Genomic DNA, 17,476 nt, shown 5'->3' on the forward strand with positions numbered 1-17,476 from the left:
AGACTCTGTGGCGTGACCGCCACGCGGGAACCCCTTTTACATCCCCATGCTTAAAAGACAGGGGCTTTAAGGGTTCCCCAGCCCTCCATTCCGGTAAGTGGGTGGCGATCGAGCTTCCCAATTCAACTCAAAGATCTGATAAGGGAATGTCTCAAACAGCGATTGACCTTGCCGCAAAGACAGACTTTCGTTTAGTGTTGCTCTCGATTGCAATCTCAATAATCGGTTCCTATACGGCTTTGGATATTGCAGAGCAGATTGTGCCGTCACACGGGCAGAGTCGCTGGTGGCTCATTGGCAGTAGTCTAGCTCTCGGCATTAGCATCTGGTCGATGCACTTTACCGCAATCTTGGCGCACCAACTGGCTGCCCCGGTGAGCTATGACTTTGGCATCGTCGTGCTGTCGCTCGTTGCGGCAGTCTTGGGATCTGGCTTGGGCTTTTGGGCGGTTACTCGGCAAAGACCGATCGGGTGGCTCTCTCTGATTAGCGGCGGCTTATTCATCGGCACTAGCATTGTGGCGATGCACTATGCAGCGATGGCAGCCCTGCGGGTAGCGGCGACTCAGCAATATCAGCTAACGCAAATTATTTTGGGGGTTGTGATCGCGATCGCAGCCTCGATCGCGTCGCTGAAGCTGGCGTTTCAATCTGGGCGGGTCGAGGCAACGGTGCGGCAGTGTCAGCACTTAGTAGGAAGCGCCCTGCTGATGGGCAGTGCCATTTCAGGAATGCACTACATTGCAATGTCGGGTGTGCGGTTTTATTTTGCGCCGCTGACCGTGCCCAAGTCTGCGACGCTCGATGGATCGCGGCTGGCGACGGTGATTGGCATCGCGGCTCTGATGGTCTTAACGCTGGCGCTGCTGGCTTCTTTTTTTGGGCGACGGTTGAGCGCAGAGTTAGCCCGCGTTGAGGCACTGCGCCAAAGTGAAGAACGGTTAGAACAACTCATTCAGCAGAGAACTCAGGAGCTTCAGCAAGAGAAGTTAGCGTCTGAAGCCGCTAACCAGGCGAAAAGCGCGTTTCTTGCCAACATGAGTCATGAGCTTCGCACTCCGCTCACCAGCATTATTGGCTTTTCGAGCGTGTTGCTTCAAGAGGTGTTTGGCTCGATCAATGAGCGACAACGAGAATATTTGCAGCGCGTCTCAGCCGGAGGCTATCAGCTTCTTGATTTGATTAACGACTTGCTAGATTTGTCTAAAATCGAAGCCAATCGAGAAGAGTTGGTCTTAGAAACCGTCGGCGTTGAAGAGATTTGCGAAACCTGTCTCTCGATCGTGCGAGAACAAGCGGCTCGACGCGGACTAGACTTATCCCTTACTATCAGTCCTGATGCCTCGACTTGCCTGGCTGACAAACGGCGACTCGTTCAAATCTTGCTCAATCTGTTGTCCAACGCCATCAAGTTTACAGACACAGGTTCGGTGACGTTAGCGGTGGATAAAACAGAAACCTCAGTTCAGTTCCTCGTCACCGACACTGGAATTGGCATTCCTGAGTCAGAACTATCAAAACTATTTCAGCCGTTTCAGCAGCTTGATAGCGGCATCGATCGCAAATATCAAGGCACAGGGTTGGGGTTAGCGCTGTCGCAAAAGCTTGCCCAACTCCACGGCGGTGAGATCACGGTAAAGTCAACACCAGAGCAGGGAAGCTGCTTTATGCTGTCTCTGCCTAGAGTTGGATGAGTCGCATAAATCTCCTAAGGAACGTGGATTGATTAAGGTGCAACTTCTCACCCTCACCCTAGCCCTCTCCCTGGGGAGAGGGCTAGGGTGAGGGTAAAATCTGTGCTTCATAGATCACTTGCACCACGCCTTGATAGCTGTCTATTTCGCTCAACTCGGTCAGCAAATCGGTGAGAATTCCGACTAAAAAAACCGTGCACTCATTTTGCAAAGTAAATCTTGCGATCGCGCTGAGTGTCAAAGAGTCTACAGATTTTATCGTCGCCTCCACCAAACAAAGCTGGCGCTCGTCAACCCCACTAATGGAACTGCAACCAGTGCAATGAATCCTAAAACACTGGCTTGCTCGTTTGTGAGGGTGATGCGCCGATTTTTTAAGTCTTTAGGGCGAATCGATAACGGCTGCTGGTCTTGCTGACTCAACCAGCTTACTGAGTTGACAAACACGTCTCCGTTAAGATATTGACCAAACAGCCCGTCGGTGGCGAACGTAGAGTTGCCAAAGACGATCAGGCGCGACTCTTTAGTGCCTTGAACAAAGGGCGGGGTCGATGGAGTCGGGCTTGGAGATCCTGAAGGACTGACCGACGCTTGAGGAGACGAGCTAACTGATGGAGTTGAAGATACTGAAGGAGTGGGAGATGGAGATCCCGACGCTTGAGGAGACGGGCTAACCAATGGTGACGGACTCGGTTGAGCAGAGGGCGTGACTTGGCGAGTGAATGCTGCGCCGATCGCGATCGGTCCCGGTCGATCGCCATCATCTAATTTGAGAGGCTGCTCTTTGAGATTGCTTTCTGCCCAACTGTTGGGATCAGTCAACAACAGAGGCGTTGATTGCACCCCCAGAACCGGAGTGATGTCTAAAGGACGCGCCAGTGGATAAATTGAGTTGCTGTTGCGAAAGTCTTTGGTGATCGGGTGGTCACCATATTGCGCGATTACAACCGCTGTCGGACCCTTACCGCGAACTTGACGATCGGAGGCATTGATCACGACTCGATCGTCCAATTTAACGCCCCACAAATTGAGCAGATTATCCAGTCCCGATTTAATCGGGGGGTCAACCGCGACGAGCAGATTTCCACCCTGATTGAGATAGTCTTGCAGCACCTTTGTCTCTGCCTCTGGCAACGGGCGAACCGGACCTACGACCATCACCGCCGCCGCATCTGCCGGAACTTTGTCGGTGAGTCCCAAATTGAGGGGTTCACCGACAAAATTCTTATCTTTGAGCGCTTGAGCAGCCTGGGAAATGGCACCTTGTCCTGCGTCGAGCGATCGTTCTCCGTGTCCTTGCAGAAAATAGAGTTTAGACTGGCGATCGCGGGTGAGTTGCAAAATTCCGCTAGTGATGCGGTTTTCAGAGAGGCGAATCTGAGGGCTGATGCTCTGCACAAACTGTCTGCGCTTACTCGACTGCAACTCTAGATAGACATCTCGGTTTTCGCCACTGTTTTTGATCCCAAACGACGTTGCCAAGCCGGGATTAGCTTCGGGGTCAATAAACTCAAACAAGAACTTAGGGTTTTGTCGCTGATAGTTCTCTAACAAATCTCGGTCTTGAGAATTTTGTTGACTGTCAAAAATCCATACTTTTACCGCTTGGGGCAACTCTTTTACCACTTGCTGAGACTCTGGCGAGAGAGTGAATAGTTGCCCTTCGGTTAAATCAATTCTCGTCGGGTGACGACTCACTGAGAAGTTGAGCAGCCCCAGAATCACAAAAACGGCGATCGTGCTAACCAAAGCATTGGTGCTAACTTGGGTCGATCGACGGCTCCAAAATTGGGGTTGCCGTGCATCGCCTCCGCGACCTAAAAACACCACCCACAGCCCCATAATCACGATGCCGCTGATGATTAGCCCCAGCGGAATCGAAGTCCAACCGCCTGAAACGACCCCGGCTGAGATGCCCATAATTGACAGAAGAGGACCGGACCAAAACAGAGTTCTCCAGTATTTAAGGAGTGCAGGACGGGGCTGTGAGGTCTTCATAAAAATCACTAAGAACGTTGGAATCGCAATGCGTCGATCGATTGGGCAGTCAGAAAGATTCCGAGAAAAATATAACTAGCAAACAACACTAAACTACTCGTATCAACTACGCCTTGAACTAAGTTTGTGTAATGCTTTAGCAGAGATAAGTTAAATAGCGCATCTCCTACGATGCCACCAAAGTTTTTGGCTAATTCGCTAATAATCCACAAACAGAGGACTAACGCGAAGGTGAGAATCGCCGCTAAAATAGTGCTATCTGTTAAAGACGACACAAACATTCCGAGTGAGAGCACCGAGGCAGCCAGTAAGATTAGCCCTGCGTGACCCAAAAGAATGACGCTGAGTGGAACGGGAGGATCTACGCCATTGAGCGCGATCGCTTCATATAACAGCAATGGCAGCGACATCGTGATGAAGAATGTCAGTACTCCTAATAATTTTCCGATCGCGACTGCCCAATTGGTGATTGGAGACGTTGCCAACAATTCGAGTGTGCCACGTTTGCGTTCGTCAGCGTAAAGCCCCATCGACAAAATCGGCAACACGAACAGCGACAGCGAACCCATCACGCCCAGATATGTGCGAAGCAACTCATAGGGGACATCGATCGGAGAAATCGGAACCCCAGACTGAGCTTGAAGATCGACATAGTTGCCTTGATCGATTACGCCATCAAAAGCGGCTTTGAACAGAATGCCAGCCAAGATCCAGTAAATAGTCGCGATCGCATACGCCAACGGGGACGCAAAATAGCTTTGTAACTCGCGTCGATAAATTGCCAAAACGTTGTACGCCAGCATTTTCATTTAGGGTGTCTCCTCGATCGCTTCATCAGACGGCTCGACTTCAGATGCATTCTCGACAGGCGTTTCTTCGGTCGTAAGCTGCAAAAACACGGTTTCTAAACTTGCCTGCACTCGCCGCATCTCATACAGTCCTAACTGATGACTGACGAGCGCTGTCGCGATCTCTGAGCCTAGCTCCGTTTCAGACCCAGAGACGACTTTGATTTTGAGACGATTTTGAGGCAGTAAATCGGTGGACATTGGCTCGATCGCAGTCACTCCCTGCACGGCTTGCAAGCATCGCTGCACTGATTCAAAGTCTCCCTCGACTTCTAGCTCATAGCCCGACCCGCCCATCAACTGAGTCATCAAACGTTCGGGCGTGTTGGTTGCCACTACTTGACCATGATTGATAATCGCAACGCGGCTACACGTCATGCTGACTTCGGGCAAAATGTGCGTCGAGAGAATCACAGTGTGATCTCCCGCCAGGTTTTTGATTAAATTTCGCACCTCAATGATTTGTCGCGGATCGAGTCCGACGGTCGGTTCATCCAAAATAATGACCGGGGGATCGTGGACGATCGCTTGAGCAATGCCGACTCGTTGCCGAAACCCTTTGGACAGTTTGCGAATAATTGTTTTGCGTTTTTCGAGCAGATTGCAGCGTGTTAAAGCTGACTGAATTCGCTGGGGACGATCGCCCGCATTGACACCCTTGATTTGAGCCACAAAACTGAGATATCCCTCAACGGTCATGTCAGGGTAGAGCGGCGGTGATTCGGGCAGATAGCCGATGCGCTGCCGCACTGCCATTGAGTCTTTATGCACCTCAAATCCGGCGACTTTTGCTGTCCCACTGGTTGCAGGCAGATAGCCCGCCAGAATTCGCATCGTCGTCGTTTTTCCGGCTCCATTGGGTCCTAGAAAGCCCAAAATTTCACCCGGCTCGACCGAAAACGTCACATCGGCGATCGCGGAGGTGGAGCCATAAACCTTGCTGAGATGTTCAACGTCGATCATAAAGTGCAGGTTGAAGAGGTTGCCCTTGCAGTCTGGCAGAATAGCAGACTTTGAATGCCATTGAGCAAAAAATTAATACCCCGATCGAGACGTTGAGCAGAACTGAGTGGTTGCCCGATCGCTCAGATTAAGCGAGAGTTGGCTTAAGGACAAAACAAGTGGCGAGTAGGAATTGCCCCAACTGCCTTTGGCGTAATTCATATCGACAGGTCAATAAGCTCGATCGAGAAACTCACGAACGACTTCCAGAGACTTATAAACGAGTTCCAGAGACCCATAAACGAGTTCCAGAGACCCATAAACGAGTTCCAGGGAATCACGAACGAGTTCCAGACACTCATGCACGACTTTGAGAGACTCATAAACGAGTTCCAGAGACTCATGAACGACTTTGAGAGACTTGTAAACGAGTTCTAGAGACTCATGAACGACTCTCAGAGACTCATGAACGACTTCCAGAGACTCATGAACGACTTCCAGAGACTCATGAACGAGTCCGAGAGACTCACGAGCGAGTTCGAGGAGGTGAGTTAGTCACAATCTCACCTCCTCGAAAAATTTCCGTGGAATCTGGATTGTTCTGGGAGGCAAATCCCAGGCATTTGTACCAGCATTCAGTGATTTAGGACGATCGCAACCTCAGCCATTCACCACCTGACGATTTAGAGGCTCGTAGGTTAGGTTTCAGCAAGCGTTGAGGGCACTCTACCAAAGCCATCGCGCAACAAAAGCTGACACAAAAGCTGACCCATAGACACAGGAAAGCAGTATGTCCAACTTCGACTCCACCAAAAAACGACTCGCTGATTTGCTCCGGGACATTGTTTCCGGCAAAATTCAACTTCCTGATTTTCAGCGAGGCTGGGTGTGGAAAGACGAAGGCATCCAATCGTTGTTGGTGAGCATTGCTCGTGCCTTCCCGATCGGAGCCGTCATGATGCTAGAAGCAGGCGGCGATACTCGCTTCAAAGTTCGCCCTGTCGAAGGGCTGGACACAACCCAAATCAAACCTGAAGACACCGAACAACTGATTCTCGATGGTCAACAACGCCTGACCTCTCTCACGCAAGTGCTGATGCTCAAGCAGCCTGTGGACACTCGCACGAGTACAGGCAAATCCCTCAAGCGTTATTACTACATCGACATCGAACTTGCCCTGACTGGAGAAGAACATTATGAAACTGCTGTCATCGGGGTAGACGAGAACCGGATTATTAAAGAAAACTTCGGTCGTGACATCAAACTCGATCTCAGCACTCCAGAAAAGGAATACGAGAACTTTTACTTCCCTTGCAATCAAATTCTCAACTCTGACGACTGGGAGGAAGGACTCCTAGCCTACGATGCTGCAAAGTTCGGGCAGTATGCCGTATTCCGCAGACAAGTCTTGAATGAATTCCGTAACTACACCGTCCCGATCATCGAACTGAGTAAAGAAAACAAAAAAGAAGCAGTCTGCTTGGTCTTCGAGAAAGTCAATACTGGCGGCGTTGCCCTATCCGTGTTTGAGCTTGTTACAGCGACTTATGCTGCTGATAACGCCAACCTGCGAGACGAGTGGTACGGCAACGCGAAAGAAAAGATTGAAGGCATTCACCAAACACTTTCAAAGCAGGCATTACTAAAAGAGGTACAGCCCACCGAATTTTTACAAGCGCTGTCTCTGCTGCATACCTGGGAAAAGCGTCAGGCAGATCTTGCATCAGGCAAAACAGGCAAGCAAGTAACGGGAGTCAGTGCCAAGCGTGAAGCCGTCTTATCCCTACCCCTAGCTAACTATCGGCAGTGGAAAAGCAAGCTGACTGACGGCTTCCGAAAAGCGGCAAAGTTTCTCCGAAAAGAATCTTTCTTCTCAACCCGTGATCTACCGTATAGCACTCAATTAGTGCCGCTTGCTGCCGTCTTAGCTCTGCTGGGCGATGACTGGCTCCAACCCAGAATCTATGACAAACTTGCCCGTTGGTTTTGGTGTGGCATCTTGGGAGAGCTTTATGGGGGAGCTGTTGAGACGCGAATGGCGCTCGACATTCAGGAACTTATGGACTGGGTAAGAGGGGGCGATCGAGAACCCGTCACCGTCCGCGATGCTAACTTCCAACCTGCTCGTCTAGAAACTCTCCGCTCTCGCAACAGCGCTGCTTACAAAGGAATCAGCGTGTTGGTTCAGCGACAAGGAGCCAAAGACTTCTTCTGGAAATCTACCATTCGCGACCTTGCCGAAACCGACTGGAAAGAAAACCAACTTGATATTCACCACATCTTTCCTAAGAAGTGGTGCGAGAGCTACGACATCCCGCCTGCCCGTTACGACTCGATTCTCAACAAAACCCCGATCTCCTCCAAAGCAAACCGCACGATCGGGGGCAAGGCTCCCAGTGAATATCTAAACCAGCTTCAAACCCATGAGACCGTTCAGTTAGACGATGCAGGGATGGATGCCATCTTAGTGACTCACTGCATTGACCCCACCGCGCTGCGCCAAGATGACTTTGAAGGGTTTATCAGTTCGCGCAGACAAGCCTTGTTGGTCAAAATCGAGACCGCTATGGGCAAGTCGATCGTGATGTCTAACGAAGTCGTTCCCGAAGACGAAGCAGACGAAGAGGAGTGAGCCACATCGTCCTACACCGACCCAGAATACTAAGGCAAATATTTATAAGAACGATGGTAGTCCTGTTTAGGAAAGAGTAGAGAATAGTCAAGCAATACTAGGAGATTTGCAGAATGATCTGCCCGTCTCAGTTCATTTTTCTCTATCCTTTCTTAGATAGCACTACCGTGGCGTGAAACTACCAAATCCTGATAGGGCAATTATTTCTCCAGATAAGCTGGAAGGCTATTCTCTCAATTCCAATCACCCAGAGGGTCGCCACAAAGCAACTGTGTTTCAATCTGCGCTGGGCATTGGGCTAGAACAAGCTGAGGAGCTATGGGCTGCTCTGCGCCAAGCCCTCAAGTCCGAAGATGCCCTATCCACTAAACGCAATCCTTACGGGCAGAAATACCAAATCGATTTTGAAATGACACGCGAAGGTAAAAACGCCATCATCAGAAGTATCTGGATCGTCAGACAGACTGAAGACTTTCCTCGCCTCGTCACCTGCTACATTCTCTAACCTCCAGGAGACCATACAATGAAACTCTTAGACGTAGTAGCGCTCACCCAAGACTTACCTGATCTCAACCTTCATAAAGGTCAAGTCGGCACTGTTATCGAGGTGTATGAGACAGGAGCTTTTGAGGTCGAATTTGTTGACCTCAAAGGCAAGACTTATGCTGTAGAAACCTTAAATGCTCTTCAGTTAATGCAGCTTTACTATGCTCCCCTTCCCCAAACCACTTGAATCTTGGAAGTCAGTAGGGAGGCACAATTATTTGTAGGACAGGTCAGCGATAGCGTAACCCATGCGTGTGTCCAACCTACATCCATCCCACATTTAATTCCACTTACCTACTTAATGCCAGGATCTAGCGAGTTTTTCCCAGCCCTTATCGCTTCATCCTGATTGCGGCATCGACAAATGCCTGAAATAATCGTTGATGAGCGGGATCTTGAGCCGACATTTCTGGATGCCGCTGAAGCCCAAACATCCACGGATGATGCTGATGCTCGATCGCTTCTATCAACCCATCTGAATCAGGCTGGGGACAGCAACGAGCCGGAAGTAAAAAGGGGTGAGAAAACGATGCAGCGCTCAACGCAGAGGTCAAGGAGGCGGCACTGTTGGAGAAAAAATGCCTAAGAAAATTAGAGAACTAAAGGCAATGCTGCGTAGAGTAGGTTTTAGCTGTGTGCGAATTCGAGGAAGTCATGAGCGGTGGGTTCATCCAGAATTACCAGAATTGCCGATTACATTAGCAGGGAAGGATGGAAAAGATGCTAAACCTTATCTAGAGAAGTTAGTCGATGATGCTCTACAACAGCTAGAAAACAAGGAGCAAGAAGATGAGCCAATTTAAGTATCGAGTTAATATTGTTTGGTCTGACGTGGATCAGAGCTATCTCGTGGAGTTGCCAGAGTTTGCAACAGAGATTCAGCGCTATTTTACGGATGGTGAGACTTACGAAGCGGCTCTAAAAAATGCTCAGGAAGTGTTGGAACTGTTAGTTGAAAGTTATCAAGCTGAAGGACAAACACTTCCACAGCCTCAAACTTTACAAGTTGCTTAGAGAGCGATCGCACCTGCTCCGCTTACTGATCGTCTTCAAGGTCGATGGTAAAATTATCATTCAAAAGATGGCAAGATACCGTTAGTATTCATAACTTTGGCGACAACCGACGAGTGATGCTAGCAACTAAATTTTTTCAACCCTTATCGCTTCATCCTGATTGCAGCATCGACAAATGCCTGAAATAATCGTTGATGAGCGGGGTCGTGAGCCGACATTTCTGGATGCCACTGAAGCCCAAACATCCACAGATGACGTTGATGCTCGATCGCTTCTATCAACCCATCAGGGGCTTTTGCCGCAACTTTCCAGTCGATCGACAGATTCTTTACAGATTGATGATGCCAAGTGACGATCGTCGCCTCAGTGGTGCCGAGAATGTCAGCTAATCGGCTTTCGGGCAGAATATAAACTTCGTGCTGAGTCGGGCGACGGGGATGATCGAGCCGATGCGCGATCGCCGTTCCATAAATCTCTGGCACATGAGTCACCAAATCGCCGCCACTCGCCACATTCAGCATCTGCATTCCCCGACAAATTCCTAGCACTGGAATCGAGGCAGTTAGCGCGAGTTTCGCTAGGGCAAATTCAAAATCGTCTCGATCGGGGTCAACCGAATAAATCGTTGGATGGGGCATTCCACCATATAAAGTCGGACTGATATCACCGCCTCCGGGCAGAATTAATCCGTCTAATATTGCAAGAATCTGTCTAAGCTCAGGTTGATTGGGTGGCAGCAAAATTGGAGTTCCACCAGCCGCCTGCACCGCATCGACATAAGTTCCGGGTAGGCAAAGTTCGCCTGCCTCGTTGCGGCTGTGATTTGGGATTCCGATGATCGGCGAAGCCATGATTGAAAGGTGAAGAGTCTAATTTCTATTGTGCCTTTAGCTAGATGCACTTGTATAAAAACGCAATGCAAAGCGCCAGAAGAATCGAGACGCGAAGAGAAGGGCGATCGCCAGAAAAGCGGCTGCGATCGTCCATCCCACATTTGTCCGACCCAACATCGCTTCCGAAGGAACCGTCGTCAAAAACGCCACGGGCACCACAAATGTGAAGAAGAATCGATAGGTGGCAGGATACGCCGCCATCGGAAATCGACCCGCTTCGAGCAACCCTCGCAGCACTTCGGTGACGTTGTAGATTTTCACAAACCAGATGCTGGTCGCCCCCAACATAAACCACAGGCTATAAAGAATCGCCAACCCAAAGGTGAGCGGAATCAAACTCAACAAATAGCCTTGAAGTGCAACGCCCAAACGGCTCCCAGCATAAATAACCACAATCAGCCCAAACATCAGATCAGGCAAACCCCACGGCGACAGCGTATGAGTAGACAGCCAAAACTGTGAACTAATCGGCTTGAGCAGGACAAAATCCAGCGTTCCGGTCTGCACATGACGCACGATGCGATTGAGATTAGGAGCCAAAAACGTCGCCGAAAAGCCTTCTAGCAGCGTGAAAACTCCGACCACGATCAGCGCTTCTTCCCATCGCCAACCCGCAAATGTGTAGCCCGTTCGGTAGAACAAAAACAATCCGAATAGACTCCCGGCGAGTCCGCCCAGACTCGTGAATGCTGCCACCAGAAAGTTTGTACGATACTCAAGTTCCGCCGCGATCGACGTGCTCCAAAACAGGGTCAACAAGTTCCAATATCGCTGCATTGTTAAGCCCCCATTCCCGAATATTGCTTGAGTCCTTTGCGCCAAAGCCATCGATTTAGCCCAAAGAACACCACACTCCAAATCAGCATCACCAAAAATCCTTGCCCAATATTGGTTGGCAATCCAACTAAAATGCTGGCTGGAAAATTCACCAGGTAGGGAAATGGAGTGAAGAGCGCGATCGTTCTCACCACGGGCGGAAATACTTCTAATGGTGCAATCACTCCCGACAAGAATAGGTAAAACAAAAACCAAAACTCTTGAATAGAACTCGCACGCTCCGTCCAAAATGACAGCATCGCAAACGTGTATTGAATGACAAACTGTAGCGCAAACGCTAAGATAGTCGCGATCGAGAATAAAAAGAGATTACTAGAACTCGGCAACCAGAGTGCAGCCGGATACAGTAAAAAAAACAACCCAATTAACAGGAATGCAAACGGCAATCGCGCAAATTTTTCTGATATGTGAGAGATGACGTGATAGAAAGCAGGGTCGATCGGCTGCATCAACCGAAACGATAGTTTGCCCTCGACGACTTCTCGCTCAAACTCCCAAATCACCCAGACCACAGTTAACTGTCTGACAAGAAACACGGCTAAAAAATAGCGGGCAAAGTCGGTTGGAGACAAGCCAAAATTGCCCTGCTGGGCTGCCTGAGTCCACACGCCCATGAGAATGATTGGCAACGAACCAGATAGCACCCACAAGATGAGTTCTGCGCGATACTCCACCATATAGGCGTAGTAAACGAGCAACATGGTTTTGATGACTCTAAATAGTCGTTTCATCGCTTTTGATTAACTGGGGTACGTCACTGATCGTTGATTCTAACTGGGGGAGAGGGGCGAAGCGATCGCTGCTTTGGCTTTTTCGTCGATCGAGCTTTTGTGCTTCCAAATAGGTTTGAAAGATTTCGTAAGCTGTATCGCTCAGATTTCTGGGTCAGGAGTTTTGGTGGGCTCATCAAAGCGATCGATGATTTCGCAAATTTCACGGGCTGTAAGAGTGGTTTCGTCGGATTTAGAATAGAGGGTGACAAGCAGAATGCGGATTTTGTCTCATAATTGGTCAATGACCCGATAGCCCGCACCGTTGCCTTTTTGAATGTCACTGTTTTTGACACGAACTTTGAAAGCGGTATAAGTCGTGCTAGGAATTTGATCGCCAGGACAGTTGCTACTTTCGAGGTCATCGAACAGAGGTTGTAGATCAGACCGAATAATGCGATGACGTTTGGCTAACTTGCGAAGTTGTCCTTGAAAATCGGGTGTGACTAAAATTTGAATGGATGGAAATTCAGTCATCCATTTCATTCCAAAGTTCAGAGATAGGCTTCAAGTTGCCTTCTTTGGCTTGTAAGGAAATCCGCAGATGGGCAAAGATGAGTTCATCTGGGTCGTCGTCAGGATCGCTTGGAGCGCGCAAATCTGCTTCTGTGAGAGATGGATTGTCAGGGAGGTCGATCGTGGTTTGCATAATTTTGATGAGTTGAATTTATTTCACATTTTCGCTTACGCCTTCGAGGAATGCGATTGCACCTTTCGCCCAAACATTATTTTCCGCAAAATGTTCGCCAACTTTGACACTCGCTTTTTTGCCGCCCTTCCAAAGCCGTTTCAGGTCGAGAAAACTTTTCCAGCGGGCAGGAGGCAGTTGCTTGGCTTGGACAGTGATGGTCTGAGCGGCGGCTTCGGGAGTAGTGACGGTGGGGTAGTGGGTTTGCAGATCGGTGAGGAAGGCTTGGAAGTCAGTGAGAAGGATCTCGAAGGTTTGTTCGGTGGTGTTATTTTGAGTTTCGATGTAGGTATCGATTTGCTCGAAGACTTGAACTTTCTGGGCGTTGGGAAAGTTGTATTTGGAACTGTTCGTCATTTGATTTTTTTCTAGTTTGGCTAAGTGGGTTCTGGTCTTGTCTTAGTTCCAGAGTCGTTGAATGGAGTAGGCATCCATCTGGACATCTTGACTGATGAGGGTGAGGGAATAGTTGATGGCTTGAGCGATGAGAATCCGATCGAAAGGGTCGCGGTGATGGAGGGGTAGGGAGAGATAAATTTCTATGTCTTTGAAGGTGATGGGGAGTTGGGTGATGCCTGCGGTGATGAGGTTGGGTTCGATCGTGTTGAAGGGGAAAGAGAGAGCGAGTTTGCCGATGTTGGCTTTGATGGCGATTTCCCAGAGGGAGACAATGCTGATAAAGATGGTAGGGGTAGTTTCGATTTGAGTGCGGGTAATGGGTGGGAGTCGAGGATCGTTTTCAAAGAACCAGATGAGGGTGTGGGTATCGAGAAGATAGGTCATGGTTACATGTAGTCTTTGAGATCTTCTAGGGGTGCGTCGAAGTCGTCTGTCATTGTGAACATACCCTTCATGGTTCCGGCTTGGCGGTATTGTTTGGGTTGGAGTTCTGAGGTTTGGGTTTGGTTGTGTTTGGTGGCGAGGTATTCGGCATAGTTGAGGATTTCGGCTTGAAGATCTGGGGGTAATTTGTCGAGGGTTGCGATGAGTTGGGGTGAGAGCATGGTGTGTTCTCCTAGTAAGAAGGGTGGATTGTCGTTGATGGTTTTATGATGGCGGATCTTTGGGTGGGGGTGGAGCTTCGTGGTATCGATCGACGTTTTCAAAGATTTTGACTTCAGTGGCGTTGGGAAAGTGGTTGGTTGTGGTGGGTGAGCGATCGCTGTTTTGGCTTTTTGGTCGATCGGGCTTCTGTGCTTCCAAATAGGCTTGAAAGATTTCGTAGTTGTAGTATCTGCAATTCTCTTGGATGGCAGCAATAGTGTCGGAGAGATCTGCTCTCCCCTGACAACGTAAATGCCAAAGATGAGATAGCGAAGCACCATCTTTAATCTTGATTAATGCTTCAGTAGCGCTTTTGCGAATATCCAGACTTTCATCTTCGACTGATTTAAGCAATTCAGGGATAGCAATTTCTATGCCAATCGATCCGATCGACGAAATAGCAGCCCTGCGAATGCTTAGGTCTGGATCTTTCAAGGCTGCAATCAAGTCAAGAGTAGGAATTTTCGAGCCTGTTTTACCTAGAGCCAAAATTATGGCTCGGCGTATATTGACTGGTTCATTTCTATCCTTAATCATCTTGATCAAAGCGGAGATAACTACATTATTGCTAATTTTTCCTAGCTCCTGAATAGCTAACTCCCGAATTATTGTGTCTTGGGAGGCTGCCATAATAAGCAATCCAGGAATTGCTTGTTTTCCCAGTAACTCTCTAAGAAGATTAGGTAAACAATAGAGTGTGTGAAAACTCTCCTCGCAGGGTTTCTGGAGCAAAACAGTAACTATTTTTTCTAAGCTAGATGTCTTCAAATTTTCAGTAATATAGTGACGCAAATACTCCTTCTCTTCCTTGATTCGTTCTATTGATTCGCTAAGCTTATTAAAGTTTATATTTTTCCACACATTAGAAAGACTTTCAGTAATATTTTGAAATATTTTACTACTGTTATTTTGTATGTCTTTTAACTCGTCATGCTGACTGATAATACCGTTTATTTCACGTATTGAAGAATTTGTTTTCATCGGAGATAAAGCCAGTAAAACAGATAAAGATGTAGATAAGCTCTTCTCTTCTCGTTGAAACTTCGACAGATGAGGGATGGCTTTTTCCGAAGCCGTTCTGCTTAGAAGCTTACATTTAAGTTCCAACGTGGTTTCTAGCAAATTTACCATACCTACTGTTCTCTCCTGAAACCGAGGTGGCACTTCTCCCGCTAGTCTTGCTCCTAACATGAGATCAGCTTCCAATGCCAGTTCCACTACTCGCACCGCCTGTGCCTCACTCTCCACCAGTGCCAACATCAACGCTACAGGTTCCGTCCACTTTATGTAGTTGAGATAATCAGACTTTAAATCATTATTACCTTGCTGATCCTCAAGAAGTTTAGGTAGTTGAGTCAACAATGCTTCTGCTGCATAATATTCTTGAAGCGATTGATGGCAGAAGCGCACTCGACGGTTACCTGACTCACCAGGAGATTGAAGCAAGTGGTAATTCCGCAGAAGTTTTAATCCCTTTTCAGAACCTAGTAAGTTTTGAGCATCGACTTCAGAAATATCTAACTGAAAATCTGTTGGGTCGCCCGGTTCTGGAGACTGCATCATGCCAAACGCTAATCTGCTTAGTAGAGAGCGCGATTCATCTAAATCGATCCCTTCCTTCGATCGTTCCACATACAGATTCGTAAACTTCCGATAGACTTCTCCACGAGTCTCTGGAATCTCATCACCAGTCCGAAAAATACAGTAGAGCATCCACACCATCAAAGGTGTTTGCCCAAAATCTTGCACTCGATCGCTCAATTCTTGTAATCGATCGCGATCAGAAGTTGGCAAACGAACCTCTAGAAAATCCCTCACTTGAAGTTGTGAAAGCGGTTGAAGCTCTAACTTTCGCTCAATTTCCCATCCATCTCCAGCATGACGAGCTGTAGCAATTAGAGAAATATTAAGGCAAAACTTCTTTAAGTCATTTTTTGCCTGGGCTTGTTGTAGCTCGTTCAACCCATCAACCAATAACATCAATCGCTTCTGTTTCAGCAGCTTTTTTAGGTCATCGCTGTCTAAACTGGGATCATGACTTTCCAGGCTGTTTAGAATTAGTCCTCGAATTCCTGAGCGATCGCCCACCAACTGGTAAGCCTTTAACTCAACTAAAACAGGAATCGGAGCCGTTTCGTCGTGGCGTGCCCTCTCTGCGGCTTGCCAAAAAATTCGTGCCAACAGAGTCGATTTTCCCGCTCCAGAACTGCCCACTATCAAGATCTTTTCGTTGGCATAGTTCTCGATCGCTTGAAGAACAGGCTGGGGTGGTAACTTATCTGGAGGCTTTTCCTCGGATGACTTAGGCTTGTCTTCCGTTCTGCTGGTTAGCTCAAACTCAAACCAAGTCGAAGCATTAATCTCGTCCATGAACGCATAGTCTTTCCACCACTGGGCGTAGTGGTTACAAACTGACTTCAGATATTGCTGGACATCGGGCAAGTCAGACATACGGATAGCAGATGAGAGGCTCTGTTGCTTATGATACTGTTCCTGCCTGAAAGACTCGCCCGATGACTTCTTCGATCGGAGGGTCAATCACCGTCAAATCTAAAATCTCTAAGTCTCCTAAAAGCTTGGCAACTGTGCGAGTTAGTGCCTCTTGTGGTACGAGGAACCGCGCTGAATGTTTGTCTGATTCTTGCAAATCTCCATAAAGCGTCAGTTGATCTTTTGAATAGGTCTGAGCGAATTCGATACTGATTTCGCGACATGGAGAGAAGCGATCGACCAGCCCTTCTAAGCTGCCGTCGTAAATTAGTTGCCCCTGGTGGATCATCAAGACTCGCTTACACAGCGCTGTAATGTCCGCCATATAGTGACTTGTCAGCAGCACGGTCGCTTGATATCGCTGATTATATTCGCGCAAAAACTCCCGCACCGCGACTTGGGCGTTGACATCCAAACCCAAGGTTGGCTCGTCTAAAAATAAGACTTGTGGTTGGTGCAAAAGGGCGGCGAGCAGTTCGGCTTTCATCCGTTCGCCCAATGAGAGCTTGCGGACGGGTTGCGTTAGTTTGTCGCCGAGAGACAGCATTTCGGATAGTTCGCCGATGCGTCGATCGAGCGCGTTATCCGAGATTCCATACACCGCCGCATTGATCCGAAACGAATCGACCGCAGGTAAATCCCAGATCAATTGCTGCTTTTGCCCCATCACCAGGGTTACTTGTTTGAGAAAGGCAGCGCGGCGATCGAACGGGGTATGTCCTGCAACAGTGACTCGCCCTTCGGATGGATGAATCAAGCCTGTCAGCATTTTCAGCGTCGTGGTTTTTCCGGCTCCGTTTGCGCCTAAAAAACCGACGACTTCGCCCGGTTCGATCTTAAACGAGACATCTTGGACGGCTTTTACCTGACGGTAGTTACGCTTAAAGAAATGGGTGAGGGTGCCTTTGAGTCCAGATTCTTTGACGGCAACAGGGTACATCTTGCTGAGATGTTCGACCACGATCGTAGACATACGTTCTCAATTCCTAGTGGATGCAATTCTGACGGGCAGTGTACCTGAGATTTCTCACAAGACTGCTTTAAGCCTAATTGATTTGGTGAGAAGCAGTCGAACGCTCG

Annotated in this window: 22 protein-coding genes; 6 read left to right on the forward strand and 16 right to left on the reverse strand. The window is 48.5% G+C overall.

Features of this window, described 5'->3' with window-relative positions; genetic code table 11:
- A partial coding sequence (locus A8707_RS19940; protein ID WP_231948221.1) for a sensor histidine kinase occupies positions 1 to 1,694 on the forward strand: 1,694 nt, incomplete at its 5' end.
- 82 nt (positions 1,695 to 1,776) lie between these two features.
- On the opposite strand, the gene A8707_RS30320 is transcribed toward A8707_RS19940, so the two are convergent.
- From A8707_RS30320 to A8707_RS30325, 5 genes are all read right to left on the reverse strand, one after another.
- Entirely contained in the window at positions 1,777 to 1,905 is a 129-nt protein-coding gene (locus tag A8707_RS30320; protein WP_269452747.1) for a hypothetical protein, read from the reverse strand.
- A 44-nt stretch (positions 1,906 to 1,949) separates the two neighbouring features.
- The gene (locus A8707_RS19945) at positions 1,950 to 3,692 is read right to left on the reverse strand and encodes a GldG family protein (protein WP_068818963.1); all 1,743 of its coding nucleotides are present in this window, start codon (positions 3,690 to 3,692) and stop codon (positions 1,950 to 1,952) included.
- 8 nt (positions 3,693 to 3,700) lie between these two features.
- Positions 3,701 to 4,501: an ABC transporter permease gene (locus A8707_RS19950; protein WP_068818964.1), complete on the reverse strand. Its 801-nt coding sequence runs from the start codon at positions 4,499 to 4,501 to the stop codon at positions 3,701 to 3,703.
- Positions 4,502 to 5,503, reverse strand: a complete 1,002-nt coding sequence (locus A8707_RS19955; RefSeq protein ID WP_068818965.1) for an ABC transporter ATP-binding protein — start codon at positions 5,501 to 5,503, stop codon at positions 4,502 to 4,504. It abuts the gene before it with no gap.
- Positions 5,504 to 5,575: 72 nt separating this feature from the next.
- Positions 5,576 to 5,704, reverse strand: a complete 129-nt coding sequence (locus A8707_RS30325; RefSeq protein WP_269452748.1) for a hypothetical protein — start codon at positions 5,702 to 5,704, stop codon at positions 5,576 to 5,578.
- Positions 5,705 to 6,272: 568 nt separating this feature from the next.
- Here A8707_RS30325 and A8707_RS19960 point away from each other — a divergent pair.
- The 3 genes from A8707_RS19960 to A8707_RS19970 all read left to right on the forward strand — a co-directional run bounded on the left by A8707_RS19960 (position 6,273) and on the right by A8707_RS19970 (position 8,847).
- Positions 6,273 to 8,114 (forward strand): GmrSD restriction endonuclease domain-containing protein, encoded by a 1,842-nt coding sequence (locus A8707_RS19960; protein WP_068818966.1) that lies wholly within the window; start codon positions 6,273 to 6,275, stop codon positions 8,112 to 8,114.
- 172 nt (positions 8,115 to 8,286) lie between these two features.
- A complete protein-coding gene (locus A8707_RS19965; protein WP_068818967.1) occupies positions 8,287 to 8,619 on the forward strand; it encodes a DUF6883 domain-containing protein in 333 nt (110 codons plus the stop codon).
- Between the two features lie 18 nt (positions 8,620 to 8,637).
- Positions 8,638 to 8,847 carry a DUF4926 domain-containing protein gene (locus tag A8707_RS19970; RefSeq protein WP_068818968.1) on the forward strand — a complete coding sequence of 70 codons (210 nt, stop codon included), beginning with the start codon at positions 8,638 to 8,640 and terminating at the stop codon, positions 8,845 to 8,847.
- A 145-nt stretch (positions 8,848 to 8,992) separates the two neighbouring features.
- Here the strand turns inward: A8707_RS19970 and A8707_RS19975 are convergent, their stop codons facing one another.
- On the reverse strand, positions 8,993 to 9,214 hold the full coding sequence (locus A8707_RS19975) for a hypothetical protein (protein WP_068818969.1): 222 nt from the start codon (positions 9,212 to 9,214) through the stop codon (positions 8,993 to 8,995).
- A 24-nt stretch (positions 9,215 to 9,238) separates the two neighbouring features.
- Between A8707_RS19975 and A8707_RS19980 the strand changes: the two genes are divergently transcribed.
- Together A8707_RS19980 and A8707_RS19985 are read left to right on the forward strand one after the other, a co-directional pair.
- Positions 9,239 to 9,463 carry a type II toxin-antitoxin system HicA family toxin gene (locus A8707_RS19980; RefSeq protein WP_068818970.1) on the forward strand — a complete coding sequence of 75 codons (225 nt, stop codon included), beginning with the start codon at positions 9,239 to 9,241 and terminating at the stop codon, positions 9,461 to 9,463.
- On the forward strand, positions 9,450 to 9,674 hold the full coding sequence (locus tag A8707_RS19985; RefSeq protein WP_068818971.1) for a type II toxin-antitoxin system HicB family antitoxin: 225 nt from the start codon (positions 9,450 to 9,452) through the stop codon (positions 9,672 to 9,674). The genes A8707_RS19980 and A8707_RS19985 overlap by 14 nt, the downstream gene beginning before the upstream one ends.
- 143 nt (positions 9,675 to 9,817) lie before the next feature.
- On the opposite strand, the gene A8707_RS19990 is transcribed toward A8707_RS19985, so the two are convergent.
- From A8707_RS19990 to A8707_RS20035, 10 genes are all read right to left on the reverse strand, one after another.
- Positions 9,818 to 10,525 carry a gamma-glutamyl-gamma-aminobutyrate hydrolase family protein gene (locus A8707_RS19990; RefSeq protein ID WP_068818972.1) on the reverse strand — a complete coding sequence of 236 codons (708 nt, stop codon included), beginning with the start codon at positions 10,523 to 10,525 and terminating at the stop codon, positions 9,818 to 9,820.
- 36 nt (positions 10,526 to 10,561) lie between these two features.
- Entirely contained in the window at positions 10,562 to 11,344 is a 783-nt protein-coding gene (locus tag A8707_RS19995; RefSeq protein WP_068818973.1) for an ABC transporter permease, read from the reverse strand.
- A gap of 2 nt (positions 11,345 to 11,346) precedes the next feature.
- Positions 11,347 to 12,135 (reverse strand): ABC transporter permease, encoded by a 789-nt coding sequence (locus A8707_RS20000; RefSeq protein ID WP_068818974.1) that lies wholly within the window; start codon positions 12,133 to 12,135, stop codon positions 11,347 to 11,349.
- Between the two features lie 270 nt (positions 12,136 to 12,405).
- Positions 12,406 to 12,651: a hypothetical protein gene (locus tag A8707_RS20005; protein ID WP_231948222.1), complete on the reverse strand. Its 246-nt coding sequence runs from the start codon at positions 12,649 to 12,651 to the stop codon at positions 12,406 to 12,408.
- Entirely contained in the window at positions 12,644 to 12,823 is a 180-nt protein-coding gene (locus tag A8707_RS20010) for a hypothetical protein (protein WP_068818975.1), read from the reverse strand. Before A8707_RS20010 ends, A8707_RS20005 begins: the two co-directional genes overlap by 8 nt.
- An 18-nt stretch (positions 12,824 to 12,841) precedes the next feature.
- On the reverse strand, positions 12,842 to 13,219 hold the full coding sequence (locus A8707_RS20015) for a hypothetical protein (RefSeq protein WP_068818976.1): 378 nt from the start codon (positions 13,217 to 13,219) through the stop codon (positions 12,842 to 12,844).
- Positions 13,220 to 13,261: 42 nt separating this feature from the next.
- Positions 13,262 to 13,645, reverse strand: a complete 384-nt coding sequence (locus A8707_RS20020) for a type II toxin-antitoxin system VapC family toxin (RefSeq protein WP_068818977.1) — start codon at positions 13,643 to 13,645, stop codon at positions 13,262 to 13,264.
- A 2-nt stretch (positions 13,646 to 13,647) separates the two neighbouring features.
- Positions 13,648 to 13,866, reverse strand: coding sequence for a type II toxin-antitoxin system VapB family antitoxin (gene vapB, locus A8707_RS20025; protein ID WP_068818978.1), 219 nt, complete (start codon positions 13,864 to 13,866; stop codon positions 13,648 to 13,650).
- Positions 13,867 to 13,909: 43 nt separating this feature from the next.
- Positions 13,910 to 16,120, reverse strand: coding sequence for a HEAT repeat domain-containing protein (locus A8707_RS20030; protein ID WP_197484921.1), 2,211 nt, complete (start codon positions 16,118 to 16,120; stop codon positions 13,910 to 13,912).
- A gap of 265 nt (positions 16,121 to 16,385) precedes the next feature.
- Positions 16,386 to 17,369, reverse strand: coding sequence for an ABC transporter ATP-binding protein (locus A8707_RS20035; protein ID WP_068818980.1), 984 nt, complete (start codon positions 17,367 to 17,369; stop codon positions 16,386 to 16,388).
- Between the last annotated feature and the right edge of the window lie 107 nt (positions 17,370 to 17,476).

It is taken from the genome of Phormidesmis priestleyi BC1401, from assembly GCF_001650195.1.
Lineage (GTDB): Bacteria > Cyanobacteriota > Cyanobacteriia > Leptolyngbyales > Leptolyngbyaceae > Phormidesmis_A > Phormidesmis_A priestleyi_B.